Raw genomic sequence first — 17,382 nt, forward strand, 5'->3', positions numbered from 1 at the left:
ATGAAAGCACGCCTGCCCCTTCTCGCCCTGCTCTGCTGCTCCAGCGCCTTCGCCGCCGACCCGCAGCTGGTGAACAACGCCAGCATCGACAACGCCGGCCGCGGCTACAACGGCGTGGCCAGCGTCAACCAGGCCGCCGGCGACGAGCAGCAACAGGCCAACGGCCGGGCCATCGCCATCGGCACCAGCGGCGGCGCCAGCACCCGGTTCCAGCAGACGGTCATCACCACCGCCGACCCGAGCCAGGCCGCCAAGGCCTCGATCAGCGGCAACTCCTTCTCCAACGGCAGCGGCGCCCTGGGCGTGAACCAGGCCGCCGGTACCGCCAACCAACAGGTCAACGCCATGAGCATCAGCGTCAACGCGGTGCAAAGCGTCGACGACGACGTGCTGTCCCAGCAGAACATCACGTTGTCCCAGAACTCCGGCCCAACCGGATCCACCATGGGCAGTCGGCAGGTCGTCACCAGCGACCAGGCATTCGCCGGCAGCCGGGGGGTGGTCCAGGTGAGCCAGAGTGCCGGTATCGGCAATCGCCTTGCCAATACCTTGAGCATCCGGGTCGCAGACTGACCCACGCCAACAACCAGAAACACTAAGCACACTAAATGCAAGGAGATACACCATGAAACCTACAATGGCCCTCAAGCCTCTGGTTTTCGCTGTCACGGCAGTCATGGCTGTAAGTGTTTACGCAGGCAATGACCATGATCGTGACCGTCGCCACGGCCATGACCATGACAACCACCATGGCCAACAGCAGTACGATCCGTACAAGGACCCGCGGATTCCGGCCGGTGCCAGCGCTACCGTCATCGATAGCCAATCCAGCTACAGCAACAACGTGATCAACCAGGGGACCAAGAACACCGCCGGTGTCAGCAATTCCCTGGGCGGCGCTTCGGGCAACGTCGGGGCCAACGTCGCCGCTGGCGACATGAACCAGCAGGCCAATGCCGCTGCCCTGGCCACCGCGGATGAGCAGTTCATCTTCGGTTCCGCCTATGCGGCCACCTCCGTGACCCAAGGCAACGCCAACAACACCGCCTGGAACTTCTCCACCACCAACAACGCCGCGCTGAACAACTCGGCCAACGGCGCCTCGGGCAACGTCGGCATCAACATCGCCGCCGGCAACTACAACCAACAGAAAAACGACATGGCCGCCGCCGTTTCCGGTGGGCGCCTGGCCGGTGCCAGCAGCGGCGCCAGCCAGACCTCCACTGGCAACAACGTAGCCAACCTGGGCATCGCCACCTTCGACACCAAGACCCTCAAGTCCAGCTTCTACGCTCATGGCACCTACCAGGGCCATGGTTCGGGCGTAGTGCTGGATGACCCGGAAAAAGGTGGCCATCACAACAGCTATGACAACAAAGGCAAGGACCACAACAAGGTGGACAAGGATCCGCTGTACTTCAGCGAGTCTGGCACCATCGACCTGCGTGGCCAGGCTACCTATCAGGTCCTGGTTCCCACCGGCTGGAAGGACCCGGTCGTCAACAACGCTTCCATCAACAACTCGCTCAACGGCGTGTCGGGTAACGTGGGTGTGAACGTTGCTGCCGGCGTCGGCAACCAACAGAGCAACTCGCTGTCCATCGCCGCCGGTTGCCAGGCTTGCGTAAGCACTGGCGCAGTCACTGGCTTCTAAGCGACATCGTGCTGTACCTGGAGGCTCCGGCAACGGAGCCTCCCCTTTTCCCAGCGCTGGCATAAGGCGTCACGATCATGCGTACGCTCGCTTTCCTGCTACTCGCATTCTGCTCGGGCCTGATCCAGGCCGCGCAGCTGCCCTTCGCCATACTGCCCGGGGGCATGCTGGCCTATAAGCATGTGGAGAGCATCCGCGAACGTCGCTTCAGCAACCTGGTGGAACAGAAGACCGACTTCAGTTGCGGCGCCGCCGCCCTGGCCACCATCCTGCGCACCGGCTACAACCTCGACGTGGACGAGGAGTTCGTCATCCGCGGCATGCTGGTCAAGGCCGACCCCCAACTGGTACGGACCCAGGGCTTCTCGATGCTGGACATGAAGACCTACCTGGAAAGCATCGGCATGCGGGCCCGCGGCTACCGCATCCCGATCTCCTCGCTGGAGAAACTGACCATTCCGGTGATCGTGCTGCTGGACGTGCGTGGCTACAAGCACTTCGTCGTGCTGCAGCGCACGCACAACGGCTACGTCTACGTGGGCGACCCCGTGCTCGGCCACAAGCGCTACAAGGAAGAAGATTTTCTCAAGGGTTGGAACGGCATCATCTTCGCCATCATCGGCCCCGGCTATGACAGGGCAAACGCCCTGATGAGCCCGCCGGAACCGCTGACCGCCAAGAACCGCCTCGATACCTTCCGCCCCGTCAAGGACGCGGAGCTCATGGATTTCGGATTCATCCAGAGCGACTTCCTGTGAGCCACAAACGATAACGAGGGGTGGGATCCTCTCGGGGAGCGAACGATGAGAACCATTCCGATGCTCGCCACCGCCTGCCTGGTGGCCAGCCTGCCGATCCAGGCCGCCGAGGTATTCCGGCCGATCGAGTTGCACGACCAGGAGCTGGCCCAGTTGCGCGGCCGCTACGTCATGCCCGGGCGCATCATCAGCTTCGGCATCGTCATGAGCAGTACCTGGAAGAACGCCGTAGGCGACAACATCGGCGCCAAGGTGAGCATGCAGATCCAGGAATCCACCATCAAACCGCAGTTCTACGTCACCACCACCAACGAAACCGGCAACGGCGGCACATCCTCGGCCGCGACCGGCAGCATCGTCGGTGGCGCAGGGCTCAACCAGACCCAGGGCGTCACCCAGAGCGCACGCTCCGCGGGTGACTACAACACCGCCTACAACAACGTCGGCATCAACGTGAGCGAAGCCGACCAGGCGCCCGCCGCCAGCAACCAGGGCACGCCCCTGAACGGCCAGATCAGCGCCAGCAACGGCGCCGGCACCGTCACCGTCTCCCCCGGCAAGGGGAACATCCAGTTGGCGATCAACGCCAACGGCCAAGGCTCCAGCCTCCAGCAACTGGGGGCCGGCGGCCTGGTGCAGGCCACCAACCTGCTGGGTAGCAGCAACCTGGTCAACAACCTTACCCAGCTGAACGTGGTCCTGCGTAACAACGCACCTTCCGTCGGAGCGCTGGATTGCAATCTCGACCAGCTCAAGGGCCTGCGATCCATGGGAATGTGATCTACGCTCAGTGGCGGAAGCAGTGCCCCAACGATAAAGATAGGGATAGCGCGCCATGCACCGATCGCTCTCGCTTCGCACCGCAATCTGTGTATCCGCTTTGCTCCCCTCGGCCTTCGTCCATGCTGCGACGGAGGCCGAGGTGGAGGCTCTGAAACAGGAGCTCATCGAGCTCAAGCAACGCTATGAGTCGCAGCAGAAGGCGCTCATGGTGCTGGAGCAGCGGGTTCGCCAGGTCGAGGAACAGCCGGCGACCCCGGCGCAACCCAAGCGCCTGGTCACCTCCACCAACAAGCCGACGCCGCCGGGCACCGGAAGCTCCTACGGCGAATCGCTCAAGGACGACAGCAACAACCCGCCCAAAAGCGTGGAGAACCTCTACGACGAGGCCAGCGGCTTCTTCGGCAACGGCGCCTTCAGCTTCGAGACGGGCCTGACCTACACCCACTACGACACCAAGCAGCTGATCCTCAACGGCTTCCTGGCGCTGGACACCATCTTCCTGGGCAACATCGGCGTGGACAACATCAAGGCCGACAACTGGACCCTGGACCTGACCGGCCGCTACAACTGGAACAACCGTTGGCAGTTCGACATCAACGTGCCCGTGGTCTATCGCGAAAGCACCTACTCCTCGGCCGGTGCCGGCAACTCCACCGCGCAGTCCACCGACGAGAAGGTCGACCGCGACCCGACCCTGGGCGACGTCAACCTTGGCATCGCCTACAAGTTCATGGACGAGACCGAGTCGCGCCCCGACGCGGTGTTCAGCCTGCGGGTGAAAGCCCCCACCGGCAAGGACCCGTACGGCATCAAGCTGGTCCGCGCACCGGACAACGACAGCCTCAACGTGCCCGACGACCTGCCCACCGGCAACGGTGTCTGGTCGATCACCCCGGGCCTGTCGCTGGTCAAGACCGTCGACCCGGCGGTGCTCTTCGCCAGCCTGAGCTACACCCACAACTTCGAGCGCGACTTCAGCGACATCAGCCCGCAGCAGGGCACCAAGCTCGGCGGCAAGGTGGACCTGGGCGACTGGTTCCAGGTCGGTGCCGGCGTGGCCTTCGCGCTGAACGAGAAGACCAGCATGTCGTTCTCCTTCTCCGACCTGATCGCGCAGAAGAGCAAGCTCAAACCCGACGGCGGCGACTGGCAGTCGATCACCGACAGCGACGCCAACGCCGCCTACTTCAACTGGGGCCTGACCTACGCCTGGAGCAACAACCTGACCATAGTGCCGAACCTGTCCATCGGCATCAGCCCCGATGCCCCGGACTTCAGCTTCAGCGTCAAATTCCCCTACTACTTCTGATCCCCCGCATACGACAACGGCCCCGAAAGGGGCCGTTGTCGTTACGGCGCAGCACTCAGCGCAGCTGGTGCTTGTGCAGCAGGCGGTAGAAAGTCGGCCGCGAGATGCCCAGCATGCGCGCCGCCAGGCTCAGGTTGTCGCCGTGGCGGGCCAGGGCGTCGCACATGGCCTGGCGCTCGGCGCCCAGCTTGTACTCCTCCAGGGTCACCAGCGGCACCTTGCCGGAGCCGCCGCGCTGGCGCTCCAGGCCCAGGTCGCGGGCCTCGATCTGCCTTCCTTCGGCCAGCACCAGGCCGCGTCGCACGCGGTTGGCCAGCTCGCGCACGTTGCCCGGCCAGGCGTGCTCGGCCATCGCCGCCAGCGCGTCGTCGCTGAAGCGCCGCGGGCGGCGGCCGGTCTCGACGCTATAAAGGTGGGCGAAATGGTTGGCCAGCAGCGCCAGGTCGCCATTGCGCTCGCGCAGCGGCAGGGTGGACACCTGCAGCACGTTCAGGCGGTAGTACAGGTCTTCGCGGAAACCGCCGGTGCGGATGGCGTTCTCCAGGTCCAGGTGGGTGGCCGCCAGCACCCGCACGTCCACGGCGATGGGCTGGCTGCCGCCGACGCGCTCGATCTGTTTCTCCTGCAGCACCCGCAGCAGGTTGGCCTGCAGCTCCAGGGGCAGGTCGCCGATCTCGTCAAGGAACAGGGTGCCGCCGTTGGCCTGCTCGAAGCGGCCGATCTTGCGCTGGTGCGCGCCGGTGAAGGCGCCCTTCTCGTGACCGAACAGCTCAGACTGGATCAGGTGCTCGGGGATGGCCCCGCAGTTGATCGCGATGAACGGCCGGTTGGCCCGCCGCGACTGGCGGTGCAGGGTGCGCGCCACCAGCTCCTTGCCGGTGCCGCTCTCGCCGCGGATCAGCACCGGCGACTCGGTGGGCGCGAACTTCGCCAGCAGGCGGCGCAGCTCCTGCATCGAGCGGCTCTCGCCGAGCAGCTCGTGCTGGTGCTCCAGGCTGTGGTAGGTGCCGCCGCGCCCGCGCAGGCGCGCCATGCCGAAGGCGCGGCCGAGGGTGACCTGCACCCGCGCCACGTCGAACGGCAGGGTGTGGAAGTCGAAGAACCATTCGCAGACGAAATCGCCCACCTCCTGGATGGGCAGTGCGTCCGGGCTGAGCACCGCGATCCACTCGGTGCCGCTGCGGGTGATGAGGTCCTTCACCGATTCCGGGCGCTCCAGGTGTTGCGGATGCAGGCGCAGCAGGCCGACGTCGCAGTTGTGTTCGCTCGCCACGTCGAGCCCGCAACTGTCTACCTCCCACCCTGCTGCCCGGAGTCCGGGTAATAATCGCTGGCAGTCGTCACACGGATCGACCACCAGCAGACGACGTCGCTTCGACGCGGCTTCAAGCATGCTCCCTTCCTTGGCGCCATTTTTTTGAAAAACTTTATAAAACAGAAACTTGGCGCTTCAAGTTGTAAAGCTAGCAATATCTTGACGCGCCCATTGACCGTTTTCCTATAACGTCGATGCCGAAACGATCTCATCCCTGCGCTCGTTTCGCTTGACTTGCCCCCGGCCGCTCTGCTTGAGCGCCAAAGGCGCCCGCACGGACGCCTTCAACCCTCTCCCCGGCCCCTGCCTCAGGGCACCATGGCCATGCCGACGCCGAAGCGGTTCCAGGCATTGATGGTGGCGATGGCGAGGGTCAAGCCGACGATCTCGGTCTCGCTGAAATGCTCGCGCAAGGCGTCGAACTGCGCCTGCGGGGCGTGCTTCTCGGCCAGCAGGGTGAGGCTTTCCACCCAGGCCAGCACGGCACGCTCGCGGGCGCTGAAGAAGTCCGTCTCGCGCCAGACGCAGAGGGTCTGCAGGCGTGCCTCGCTCTCCCCGGCCTTGCGCGCGTCATTGGCGTGCAGGTTCACGCAATAGGCGCAGCCGTTGATCTGCGAGGCGCGCAGGCGGATCAGCTCCAGCAGGCTGTCGTCCAGGCCGGAAGCGGCCAGGGCCTGTTCCAGGCCGAGCATGGCCTTGTAGGCCTCGGGGGACTGCCTGGCCCATTCGATACGTGCACTCATGGTTCTCTCCAGTGGGGCCCGCCGGTGGCGGGAATGGGCCCACCTTAGCGTCCGCGGCGGGCCCGCCGAATAGCCAATGCGGCGCTATTGCGGGAGTCCATTGGCGCCGCCGGGTTCAGCGGTCGATGCGGGTGGAGAGGATGATCGACGACATGGTGCGCTCCACGCCGTCCAGCGCGCCTATGCGGTCGAGCAAGGCATCCAGGTCGCGGATCGACAGGGCTTCGACGATGGCGATCATGTCGAACTGGCCGCTCACCGAGTGCAGCGTCTTCACCTCGGGGATCTTCTCCAGCGCCTGCACCACTTGGTGCGACAGCTTGGGCAGCGCGGTCACCAGCACATGGGCGCGCACCAGCGACTGCGCGTAGCTGTCGGCCACTTTGATCGAATAGCCGCTGATGATGCCCTGCTGCTCCAGGCGCTCGATCCGGCTCTGCACCGTGGAGCGCGACACCCCGAGCTTGCGCGCCAGTTCGGAAACCGACTCGCGGGCGTTGGCGCGCAGGAGGTTGAGCAGGGCCGCATCGGCATTTTTCGTCATTTTGTCTGATCCATCGGTTTAATTGCCTTGAATAGGCTCGTCATTTTGCAGATTGGCGGATTCATTTCAACGACCGGCTTTGCCACCATGTGCACCAGCGCCGGCCCGCCAGGGCCGGCCGACAAGCCTGGCCAGGCTTGCCCTCTCCGCGCCCCGCCATCCATCGGAAGGCCGGCCGCGGAGCGCGTGCGGCGGTGCAAGAGACACCTGCCTGGGCAATGCTGGAACAAGGGCCAGGCACGCCAGAACCGTTGGGAGAGACAAATGCACGACAACCGCCACCCCCATACCCCCGGCAAGAAACCGGTGACCATCTTCGGCCCGGACTTTCCCTTCGCCTTCGACGACTGGCTGGAACACCCGGCGGGCCTGGGCAGCATCCCGGCGCACAACCACGGCAAGGAGGTGGCCATCGTCGGCGCCGGCATCGCCGGCCTGGTGGCGGCCTACGAACTGATGAAGCTGGGCCTGAAACCGGTGGTCTACGAGGCCTCGAAACTGGGCGGCCGGCTGCGCTCGGAGCCCTTCGAGGGCGCCGACGGCATCATCGCCGAGCTGGGCGGCATGCGCTTCCCGGTCTCCAGCACGGCCTTCTACCACTACGTCGACAAGCTCGGCCTGCAGACCAAGCCCTTCCCCAACCCGCTGACGCCGGCCTCCGGCAGCACCGTGGTGGACCTGGAAGGCACCAGCCACTACGCGGAGAAGATCGACGACCTGCCGCCGATCTTCCGCGAGGTCGCCCAGGCCTGGGCCGACGCCCTGGAGGACGGTGCGCGCTTCTCCGAGATCCAGGACGCCATCCGCGCGCGCGACACCGCCAAGCTCAAGGCGCTGTGGGACGAGCTGGTGCCGCTGTGGGACGACCGCACCTTCTATGACTTCGTCGCCACCTCCAAGGCCTTCTCGCGCCTGTCCTTCCACCACCGCGAGATCTTCGGCCAGGTCGGCTTCGGCACCGGCGGCTGGGACTCGGACTTCCCCAACTCCATGCTGGAAATCTTCCGCGTGGTGATGACCAACTGCGACGACCACCAGCACCTGGTGGTGGGCGGCGTCGAGCAGGTGCCGCGGGGCATCTGGAACCACGTGCCGGAACAGTGCGCGCACTGGCCGGCCGGCACGTCCCTGGCCAAGCTGCACAACGGCGCGCCGCGCCCGGGGGTGAAGAAGATCGCCCGCGCCGCCAGCGGCAACCTGGCGGTCACCGACTACTGGGGCGACACCCGCGAGTACGCCGCGGTGCTGACCACCTGCCAGAGCTGGCTGCTGACCACCCAGATCGAATGCGAGGAAGCGCTGTTCTCGCAGAAGATGTGGATGGCCCTGGACCGCACCCGCTACATGCAGTCGTCGAAGACCTTCGTCATGGTCGACCGGCCGTTCTGGAAGGACAAGGACCCGCAGACCGGCCGCGACGTCATGAGCATGACCCTCACCGACCGCCTGACCCGCGGCACCTACCTGTTCGACAACGGCGACGACAAGCCCGGGGTGATCTGCCTGTCCTACTCCTGGATGAGCGACGCCATGAAGATGCTGCCGCACCCGGTGGAGAAGCGCGTGCAGCTTGCGCTGGATGCCCTGAAGAAGGTCTACCCGGAGGTGGACATCGCCAGCCACGTCATCGGCAACCCCATCACCGTGTCCTGGGAGGCCGACCCGCACTTCCTCGGCGCCTTCAAGGGCGCCCTGCCCGGCCACTACCGCTACAACCACCGCATGTACTCGCACTTCATGCAGGACGAGCTGCCCGCCGAGCAGCGCGGCATCTTCATCGCCGGCGACGATGTATCCTGGACCCCGGCCTGGGTCGAAGGCGCGGTACAGACCTCGCTCAACGCCGTGTGGGGCATCCTGCACCACTTCGGCGGCGCCACCCACCCGGACAACCCCGGCCCCGGCGACCGCTATGCCGAACTGGGCCCCGTGGCCCTGCCCGATTGACCAAGGAGGAAGCGCCATGCGTCTCGCCCTCTACCAATGCCCTCCGGGGCCCGATGACCTGCCCGGCAACCTGCGCCGGCTGCGCGAGGCCGCGCAACGCGCGGCCGCCCAGAGCGCGGACCTGCTGGTCTGCCCGGAAATGTACGCCAGCGGCTACAACATCGGCGCCGAACGCGTCGCCGCCCTGGCCGAAGCCGCCGACGGCGCCATCGCCGAAACCGTGGCCGGGATCGCCCGGGAATTCGACCTGGGCATCCTCTACGGCTACCCGGAACGCAACCCCGACGGCGCGCCCTTCAACAGCGTCCAGTTGATCGACCGCCAGGGCGAGCGCCGCGCCAACTACCGCAAGACGCACCTGTACGGCGACCTCGACCGCGACCAGTTCAGCCCCTCGGACGAGCCGCCGGCGATCGTCGAGCTGGACGGCTGGAAGCTCGGCCTGCTGATCTGCTTCGATGTCGAGTTCCCCGAGGCGGTGCGCACCCTGGCCCTGGCCGGCGCCGACCTGGTGCTGGTGCCCACGGCCAACATGCACCCCTACGAGTTCGTCTGCCAGGTGCTGGTGCCCACCCGTGCCTACGAAAACCAGGTGTTCCTCGCCTACGCCAACTTCCAGGGCAGCGAAGGCGAGCTGGAATACTGCGGCCTGAGCTGCGTGGTGGCCCCGGACGGCCAGGTGATCGCCCGGGCCAGGCAGGCCGGGGAGCTGCTGATCGCCGACCTCGAGCCGGAACGCATCGCCATGGTCCGCGAGGGCTACAGCTACCTGCGCCTGCGTAGGCCGATGCTGTACCGGTCCTGATGGCGCCAGCGGCGGATAACCGCGAACGGTTATTCGCCCTACGAACGTGCCGGCTGACGCTGCGTTATCCGTTCGGTGTGGTGCGAAACCACGAGGCTCCCGGGCCCCCGTAGGGCGCATAACGCCTACGGCGTTATCCGCCGATCGCGGACAGAGTCCGCTCCTACGGCTCCAGGAAGCACAGTCGTAGGAGCGGGCCCTGCCCGCGATTCGCGCGCAGGGCGCGCTCCTACAGGGGAATGGCATGGCTCGGCCAACGTAGGAGCGGACTCCGTCCGCGATTGGCATCCGCCACGCCGGACGCTCCGGTGGCACGACCAACGGCGGATAACCGCGAACGGTCATTCGCCCTACGAACTTGCCGGCTGACGCTGCGTTATCCGTTCGGTGTGGTGCGGAACCACGAGGCTCCCGGGCCCTGTAGGGCGCATAACGCCTACGGCGTTATCCGCCGAATCGCGGACAGAGTCTCCTACGGCTCCAGGAAGCACGGTCGTAGGAGCGGGCCCTGCCCGCGATTCGCGCGCAGGGCGCGCTCCTACAGGGGAATGGCATGGCTCGGCCAGCGTAGGAGCGGACTCCGTCCGCGATTGGACTCACCAGCCACGCCGGACGCCCTGGTGGCACGGATGGCGGCGGATAACCGCGAACGGTTATTCGCCCTACGCCATTCCCCTTCCCCGAATGAAAAACGGCGCCCACAGGCGCCGTTCTTCTTTCACCAGGGGCTCAGCCGTTGTTCTTCTTCACGATGGCATCGGCGATGTTCGCCGGCGCCTCGGCGTACCTGGTGAACTCCATGGAGTAGCTGGCGCGGCCCTGGGACATCGAGCGCACGTCGGTGGCGTAGCCGAACATCTCGCCCAGCGGCACCTCGGCGCGGATCACCTTGCCCGCCGGGGTGTCTTCCATGCCCTGGATCAGGCCGCGGCGGCGGTTCAGGTCGCCCATCACGTCGCCCATGTAGTCCTCGGGGGTCACCACCTCGACCTTCATCACCGGCTCCAGCAGCACCGCGCCGCCCTTCTGCGAGAGCTGCTTGGTGGCCATGGAGGCGGCGATCTTGAAGGCCATCTCGCTGGAGTCGACGTCGTGGTAGGAGCCGTCGTAGACCGTCGCCTTCAGGCCGATCAGCGGGTAGCCGGCGAGCACGCCGTTGTGCATCTGCTCCTCGATGCCCTTCTGGATCGCCGGAATGAACTCGCGGGGAATCACCCCACCGACGACCTCGTTGTGGAACTCCAGGCCGTCCTTGCCCTCGTCGCCCGGCTCGAAGCGGATCCAGCAGTGGCCGAACTGGCCGCGGCCGCCGGACTGGCGGACGAACTTGCCCTCGATCTCGCACTTCCTGCGGATCGCCTCGCGGTAGGCCACCTGCGGCTTGCCGATGTTGGCCTCGACGTTGAACTCGCGGCGCATGCGGTCGACGATGATGTCCAGGTGCAGCTCGCCCATGCCGGAGATGATGGTCTGCCCGGTCTCCTCGTCGGTCTTGACACGGAACGAGGGGTCCTCCTGGGCCAGCTTGGACAGGGCGATGCCCATCTTCTCCTGGTCGGCCTTGGTCCTGGGCTCCACCGCCACCGAGATCACCGGGTCGGGGAAGTCCATGCGTTCGAGGATGATCGGCTTGTCGATGGCGCACAGGGTGTCGCCGGTGGTCACGTCCTTCATGCCGATCAGCGCGGCGATGTCGCCGGCGCGCACCTCCTTGATCTCCTCGCGCTGGTTGGCGTGCATCTGCACCATCCGCCCGACGCGCTCCTTCTTGCCCTTCACCGAGTTGAGCACCGCGTCGCCGCTGCTCAGCACACCTGAGTAGACGCGGGTGAAGGTCAGGGTGCCGACGAAGGGGTCGGTGGCGATCTTGAAGGCCAGCGAGGAAAACGGCTCGCTGTCGTCGGCGTGGCGCTCGTCGTGCTTCTCCTCGTCGTCCGGGTGGGTGCCCTTGATCGCCGGGATTTCCGAGGGCGCCGGCAGGTAGTCGATCACCGCGTCCAGCACCAGGGGCACGCCCTTGTTCTTGAACGAGGAGCCCAGCACCGCCGGGACGATCTCGTTGGCCAGGGTGCGCTGGCGCAGGCCGGCCTTGATCTCCTCCTGGCTCAGTTCCTCGCCCTCGAGGTACTTGTTCATCAGCTCGTCGTTGGCCTCGGCGGCGGCCTCGACCATGTGCGCGCGCCATTCCGCGGCCAGGCCCTGCAGCTCGGCGGGAATCTCCTCCTCGCGGTAGCTGGTGCCCTGGTCGTCGTCGTTCCAGTAGATGGCCTTCATCTTCACCAGGTCGATCTGCCCGTTGAAGTTCTCCTCCGCGCCTATGGCCAGCTGGATCGGCACCGGGTCGTGGCCCAGGCGGCGCCTGATCTGCTCGACCACGCGCAGGAAGTCGGCGCCCTGGCGGTCCATCTTGTTCACGTAGGCCAGGCGCGGCACGTGGTACTTGTTGGCCTGGCGCCACACCGTCTCGGACTGCGGCTCGACGCCGTCGGCGCCGCTGAACACCACCACGGCGCCGTCGAGCACGCGCAGCGAGCGCTCCACCTCGATGGTGAAGTCGACGTGGCCGGGGGTGTCGATGATGTTGAAGCGGTACTTGTGCGGGTACTGCTTGGTCGAGCCCTGCCAGAAGGCGGTGGTGGCCGCCGAGGTGATGGTGATGCCGCGCTCCTGCTCCTGCACCATCCAGTCCATGGTCGCCGCCCCGTCGTGCACCTCGCCCATCTTGTGGTTGACGCCGGTGTAGAACAGGATGCGCTCGGTGGTGGTGGTCTTGCCGGCGTCCACGTGCGCGACTATGCCGATGTTGCGATAAAGCTCGATGGGCGTGGTGCGAGCCATGATCTGCTCCGTATCTCTGGATGGCTGAGGTTTCGACCGCGAACGACGGTGCCGTCCGCCGAGGAAGGCAAACCCGCGAATTTTGCATTCGGGACAGGCTGAAGGTAGCGCGTCTGCGTGGCAATGCCAGTGCAGATGGCAGCGCTCGGCACGCGCGCCGACCGGCTGCGGCGTCGTGGCATTGCGCCCCGCGGCGGAACCGACATAAAATGAGAGTCATTCGCAAATGATCATCTGGCGCACGACACCGTGGCATTCGCCGAACCCTCCGCCGAACAACACCTGCACAGCCTCTACGAACGCCATCACGGCTGGCTGCAGCAATGGCTGCGCGGCCGCCTGGGCAACGCCTGGGATGCCGCCGACCTGGCCCAGGACACCTTCCTGCGCCTGCTGCGCCGGCCGCCGGGCGACATCGGCGAACGCCCGCGGGCGCTGCTCACCCACATCGCCAAGGGGCTGCTGGTGGACCGCTGGCGCCGCCAGGAGATCGAGCGCGCCTACCTCGAGGCCCTGGCCGCGCTGCCCGGGGAACAGGCCCCCGGCCCGGAAGCCCGCGAGCTGATCCTGGAAACCCTGGAACGCATCGACGCGGCGCTGGGCGAACTGCCGCCCCTGACCCGCGAAGCCTTCCTGCTCTCGCAGCTGGACGGCCTCACCTACCCGGCCATCGCCGAGCGCCTGGGGCTGTCCCTGGCGACCGTCAAACGCTATATGCGCGCGGCCTTCATCGCCTGCCTGAGCCTGGCCTGATGCACGAGCAAACGCTGGACCCGCGCATCCTCGGCGAAGCCGCCGACTGGCTGGTGCGCCTGGGCGAACGCCCGGCCAGCGACGCCGACCTGCAGGCCATCGAGCAATCCATCGAGCAATGGCGCGGGCGCAGCGCCCAGCACGCCGAGGCCTGGCGCCGCGCGGAAAGCCTGCTCGGCGGCCTGCACCAGTTGCCCCCGGGCATGGGCCGGCAGAGCCTGCAGCGCCTCGGCGAGCGCGGCCCGAGCCGGCGGCAGATGCTCAACCGCCTGGGCCTGCTGCTGGCGGTGGCGCCCGCGGCCTGGCTGGCGGCGCGCCAGCTGCCCTGGGCCGAATGGAGCGCCGACCAGCGCACCGCCACCGGCGAGCGCAAGCGCGTGCAACTGCCCGACGGCAGCCTGCTGACGCTCAACACCGGCAGCGCCGTGGACATCCGCTTCACCCCGCGGGAACGCCGCCTGCGCCTGCTCGAGGGGGAAATCCTCGTCGCCACCCATGCCGACCCGGCGCCCGAGCCGCGGCCGTTCCTGGTGGAAAGCCGCCAGGGCCTGCTGCGCACCGCCGGCGCGCGCTTCGCGGTGCGCGACCTGGGCGAGCTGTGCCGGGTGGCCGTGCTGGAAGGCAGTGTCGCCGTGGAGCCCCTCGCCAGCGCCGCGCGCCGCCAGGTCGAGGCCGGCCAGCAACTGCTGTTCAGCGCCAGCGCCCTGCAGGCCGTGCAGCCGGCGGACGCCAATGCCAGCAGTTGGGAGAACGGCATGCTGCTGGCCCAGGACATGCGCCTGGACGCCCTGCTGGCCGAACTGGGCCGCTACCGCAGCGGCGTGCTGCGCTGCGCGCCGCAGCTGGCCGGCCTGCGCGTCAGCGGCGCCATTCCCCTGGGCAACGACGACGCCGGCCTGCGCCTGCTGGCCGACATGCTGCCGCTGAAGGTCAGCCGCCTGACGCGCTACTGGGTGACCCTGGAGCCCGCCTGAGGCCCCGGAAAAAATTTTCATCCGCCGTGACACCTTTTTCCTGCTCGTCCGGTGAAGGAGGAAACAACCCATCCACACCTCCCGCCGACAGGAACACCGCATGACCACCCGCCTCCGCCTCAAGCCCCACACCCTCGCCCTGGCCATCGGCCTGGCCCTGCACGGCGCCGCCCTGCCCGCCCTGGCCGCGGAGACCGTCAGCGTGCAACGCCAGTACGACATCGCCCCCGGCCCGCTGGGCGAGGTGCTGGCGCGCTTCGCCGCCCAGGCCGGCGTGCCGCTGGCCTTCGAGGCCGCCACCCTGAACGCCCGCCACAGCGACGGCCTCAAGGGCAGCTACGACGCCGAAGACGGCCTCGGCCGGCTGCTCGAAGGCAGCGGCTACCGCCTGGTCCGCAAGCCCAGCGGCTATGGCGTGGAGCCCATCGCCCGGGACGGCGAGGCCCTGGAAATGGGCGCCACCACCGTCAGCGCCGTGGCCCAGGCCCCCGGCGAGCTGCCGCCGGCCTACAGCGGCGGCCAGGTGGCCCGCGGCGCCCGGCTGGGCATGCTGGGCAACCAGGACATGCAGGACGTGCCCTTCGCCTTCTCCAGCTACACCGCGCAGACCATCCGCGACCAGCAGGCGCAGACCGTCGGCGACGTGCTGCTCAACGACGCCGCGGTGCGCCAGGGCAACGGCTACGGCAACTTCTCCCAGGTCTTCGTCATCCGCGGCCTGCCGCTGAGCACCGACGACGTCTCGCTCAACGGCCTGTACGGCGTGACGCCGCGGCAGATCATCGGCACCGAGTCGCTGGAGCGCGTCGAGCTGTTCAAGGGCCCCAACGCCTTCATCAACGGCGTGACGCCCAGCGGCAGCGGCATCGGCGGCGCGGTGAACCTGCAGACCAAGCACGCCGAGGACATCCCCACCCGCAGCCTGAGCCTGGACTACGGCAGCGACAGCCAGGTCGGCGAACACCTCGACCTTGGCCAGCGCTTCGGCGAGGACAACCGCTTCGGCGCGCGGCTCAACCTGGCCCAGCGCGAGGGCGACACCGCCATCGACGACAACGCCCAGCGCTACAAGCTGGCCAGCGTCAACCTCGACTACCGCGGCGAGCGCCTGCGCCTGAGCGGCGACTTCGGCTACCAGAAGCAGCGCATCAACCAGGGCCGCCCGGTGGTCTACGTCGGCAGCGGCGTCACCAGCATCCCCCACGCCCCCGACGCCGACAGCAACTACGGCCAGGCCTGGAGCTACTCGCAGCTGGAAGACAGCTACGGCATGTTCCGCGGCGAATACGACCTCAACGACAACTGGACGGCCTACCTCTCCGGCGGCGCCAAGCACACCCGCGAGAACGGCAGCTACTCCTCGCTGACCTTGAGCGACAACGCCGGAACCGCCGGCGGCGGCACCATGGACGCCACCCACGACGAGGACAACAAGAGCGCCATGGCCGGCCTCAACGGCCGCTTCCACACCGGCCCGGTGAGCCACCAGCTGAACTTCGGCCTGGCCGGCATCTGGGCCGAGCAGCGCAGCGCCTACCGCATGGCCCTGACCAAGTTCCCGGCCAACCTGTACCACCCCGTGCAGGTCGCCAAGCCGGCCACCACCTTCTCCGGCGGCGACTACAACGACCCCGGCATCGTCGGCAAGACGCGCAACCGCAGCGCCGCCGCCTCCGATACCCTGGGCTTTCTCGACGACCGCGTACTGCTGACCCTCGGCGTGCGCCGCCAGAGCATCGGCACCGACGGCTGGAGCTACGCCGGCGTGCGCAACGCCGACTACTGCGAATCCATCACCACGCCGGTGTACGGCATCGTGGTCAAGCCCACCGACTACCTGTCGCTGTACGCCAACCGCATCGAAGGCCTGGCCGCCGGCCCCACCGCGCCCTCCACCGCGGTCAACGTCGGCGAGGTGTTCGCCCCGCAGCGCTCCAAACAGGTCGAGGTGGGCGCCAAGCTGGACTTCGGCAGCTACGGCGGCAACCTGGCGTTCTACCGCATCGAACAGCCCACCAGCGTCACCGACCCGGACACCAAGGTCTTCAGCGTCGACGGCGAGCAGCGCAACCGCGGCGTCGAGCTGAACCTGTTCGGCGAACCGCTGGACGGCCTGCGCCTGCTGGCCGGCGCCACCTGGATCGACACCGAGCTGCGCAACACCGCCGGCGGCGCCAACGACGGCAACCGCGCCATCGGCGTGCCGCAGTTCCAGTACAACCTCGGCGCCGACAGGGACGTGCCCGGCATCGACGGCCTGGCGGTCAACGGCCGCCTGTTGCGTACCGGCGGCCAGTACCTGGACCAGGCCAACAACCTGAGCATCCCGGCCTGGACCCGCGTCGACCTGGGCGCCCGCTACCGCTTCAAGGTGGAACAGCGCGACGTGACCCTGCGCGCCAACCTGGAGAACGTCGCCAACGAGGCCTACTGGGCCTCCACCATCGGCGGCTACCTGACCCAGGGCGAGCCGCGCACCCTGCGGGTGTCCGCCACCGTCGACTTCTGAGGCCCCTGAGGTCGGTGCCGGCCGGGCGAGCCAGTGGCGTCGCCCGGCCTGCGTTCGTTTGGGGGCAGGTCAAAACCTAAAATATAAATTTTTATTGATTTTCAATCAGTTACATTATTTTTCGAATGTAAAATCTTCTGAAAGGTAAGGAAATCCATGCTTTTAAAGAAAAATTTCAATTGAATATCAACTAGTTAAGAGCCACTTCAAGAAACAACTAAAAGAGCTGTAGCTTTTCCCGTCTGCCTCAAGGCGGCCAGATCCCTGGCGGGGCAAGGCCTGTAGCCTGCTCTCGGGTGGCCAGGAGAGCGCCCAAGTTAAAGTCATTTCTGGAATATAAATTTCAATTAAAAATCATGTAGTTATGAATAAAACCTAAAGTCAAAGGTGATGACAGGGGCGCCCATCGCCCCGCAAGGCTGGATCATCCGACACAAAAAGGTCCATGCT

General features: G+C 66.7%; 14 protein-coding genes. 10 read left to right on the forward strand and 4 right to left on the reverse strand.

Features of this window, described 5'->3' with window-relative positions; translation table 11 throughout:
• The 5 genes from VV867_RS07495 to VV867_RS07515 all read left to right on the forward strand — a co-directional run bounded on the left by VV867_RS07495 (nt 1) and on the right by VV867_RS07515 (nt 4,504).
• The gene (locus tag VV867_RS07495; RefSeq protein WP_328566015.1) at nt 1-573 is read left to right on the forward strand and encodes an adhesin; all 573 of its coding nucleotides are present in this window, start codon (nt 1-3) and stop codon (nt 571-573) included.
• Between the two features lie 52 nt (nt 574-625).
• Entirely contained in the window at nt 626-1,654 is a 1,029-nt protein-coding gene (locus tag VV867_RS07500; protein WP_328566016.1) for a heme utilization protein, read from the forward strand.
• A gap of 77 nt (nt 1,655-1,731) precedes the next feature.
• Nucleotides 1,732-2,412 carry a C39 family peptidase gene (locus VV867_RS07505; RefSeq protein WP_109936659.1) on the forward strand — a complete coding sequence of 227 codons (681 nt, stop codon included), beginning with the start codon at nt 1,732-1,734 and terminating at the stop codon, nt 2,410-2,412.
• 45 nt (nt 2,413-2,457) lie between these two features.
• A complete protein-coding gene (locus VV867_RS07510) occupies nt 2,458-3,192 on the forward strand; it encodes a hypothetical protein (RefSeq protein WP_275630132.1) in 735 nt (244 codons plus the stop codon).
• A 55-nt stretch (nt 3,193-3,247) separates the two neighbouring features.
• The gene (locus VV867_RS07515) at nt 3,248-4,504 is read left to right on the forward strand and encodes a hypothetical protein (RefSeq protein ID WP_328566017.1); all 1,257 of its coding nucleotides are present in this window, start codon (nt 3,248-3,250) and stop codon (nt 4,502-4,504) included.
• Between the two features lie 55 nt (nt 4,505-4,559).
• Here VV867_RS07515 and VV867_RS07520 read toward each other — a convergent pair whose 3' ends face one another.
• The 3 genes from VV867_RS07520 to VV867_RS07530 form a co-directional block, all read right to left on the reverse strand.
• A complete protein-coding gene (locus VV867_RS07520; protein WP_089392146.1) occupies nt 4,560-5,897 on the reverse strand; it encodes a sigma-54 dependent transcriptional regulator in 1,338 nt (445 codons plus the stop codon).
• A gap of 230 nt (nt 5,898-6,127) precedes the next feature.
• Nucleotides 6,128-6,562, reverse strand: coding sequence for a carboxymuconolactone decarboxylase family protein (locus tag VV867_RS07525; protein WP_109936656.1), 435 nt, complete (start codon nt 6,560-6,562; stop codon nt 6,128-6,130).
• Nucleotides 6,563-6,677: 115 nt separating this feature from the next.
• On the reverse strand, nt 6,678-7,106 hold the full coding sequence (locus tag VV867_RS07530) for an Lrp/AsnC family transcriptional regulator (RefSeq protein ID WP_109936655.1): 429 nt from the start codon (nt 7,104-7,106) through the stop codon (nt 6,678-6,680).
• A 264-nt stretch (nt 7,107-7,370) separates the two neighbouring features.
• On the opposite strand from VV867_RS07530, the gene VV867_RS07535 reads away from it, so the two are divergent.
• Together VV867_RS07535 and VV867_RS07540 are read left to right on the forward strand one after the other, a co-directional pair.
• Complete coding sequence (locus tag VV867_RS07535; RefSeq protein WP_275630130.1) at nt 7,371-9,053, forward strand: flavin monoamine oxidase family protein; 1,683 nt, start codon at nt 7,371-7,373, stop codon at nt 9,051-9,053.
• Between the two features lie 16 nt (nt 9,054-9,069).
• Nucleotides 9,070-9,858 (forward strand): carbon-nitrogen hydrolase family protein, encoded by a 789-nt coding sequence (locus VV867_RS07540; RefSeq protein WP_328566018.1) that lies wholly within the window; start codon nt 9,070-9,072, stop codon nt 9,856-9,858.
• Nucleotides 9,859-10,587: 729 nt separating this feature from the next.
• Here the strand turns inward: VV867_RS07540 and fusA are convergent.
• Nucleotides 10,588-12,696 (reverse strand): elongation factor G, encoded by a 2,109-nt coding sequence (gene fusA, locus VV867_RS07545; RefSeq protein ID WP_109933997.1) that lies wholly within the window; start codon nt 12,694-12,696, stop codon nt 10,588-10,590.
• A gap of 249 nt (nt 12,697-12,945) precedes the next feature.
• Between fusA and VV867_RS07550 the strand changes: the two genes are divergently transcribed.
• The 3 genes from VV867_RS07550 (at nt 12,946) to VV867_RS07560 (ending at nt 16,932) form a co-directional block, all read left to right on the forward strand.
• Nucleotides 12,946-13,449 carry a sigma-70 family RNA polymerase sigma factor gene (locus VV867_RS07550; RefSeq protein WP_089392141.1) on the forward strand — a complete coding sequence of 168 codons (504 nt, stop codon included), beginning with the start codon at nt 12,946-12,948 and terminating at the stop codon, nt 13,447-13,449.
• Entirely contained in the window at nt 13,449-14,423 is a 975-nt protein-coding gene (locus VV867_RS07555) for a FecR domain-containing protein (RefSeq protein ID WP_328566019.1), read from the forward strand. The genes VV867_RS07550 and VV867_RS07555 overlap by 1 nt, the downstream gene beginning before the upstream one ends.
• Nucleotides 14,424-14,523: 100 nt before the next feature.
• Entirely contained in the window at nt 14,524-16,932 is a 2,409-nt protein-coding gene (locus tag VV867_RS07560; RefSeq protein ID WP_328566020.1) for a TonB-dependent receptor, read from the forward strand.
• Nucleotides 16,933-17,382: the final 450 nt, after the last annotated feature.

This window comes from Pseudomonas sp. JH-2 (assembly GCF_036231725.1).
In the GTDB taxonomy this organism is placed as follows: Bacteria; Pseudomonadota; Gammaproteobacteria; order Pseudomonadales; family Pseudomonadaceae; genus Pseudomonas; species Pseudomonas delhiensis.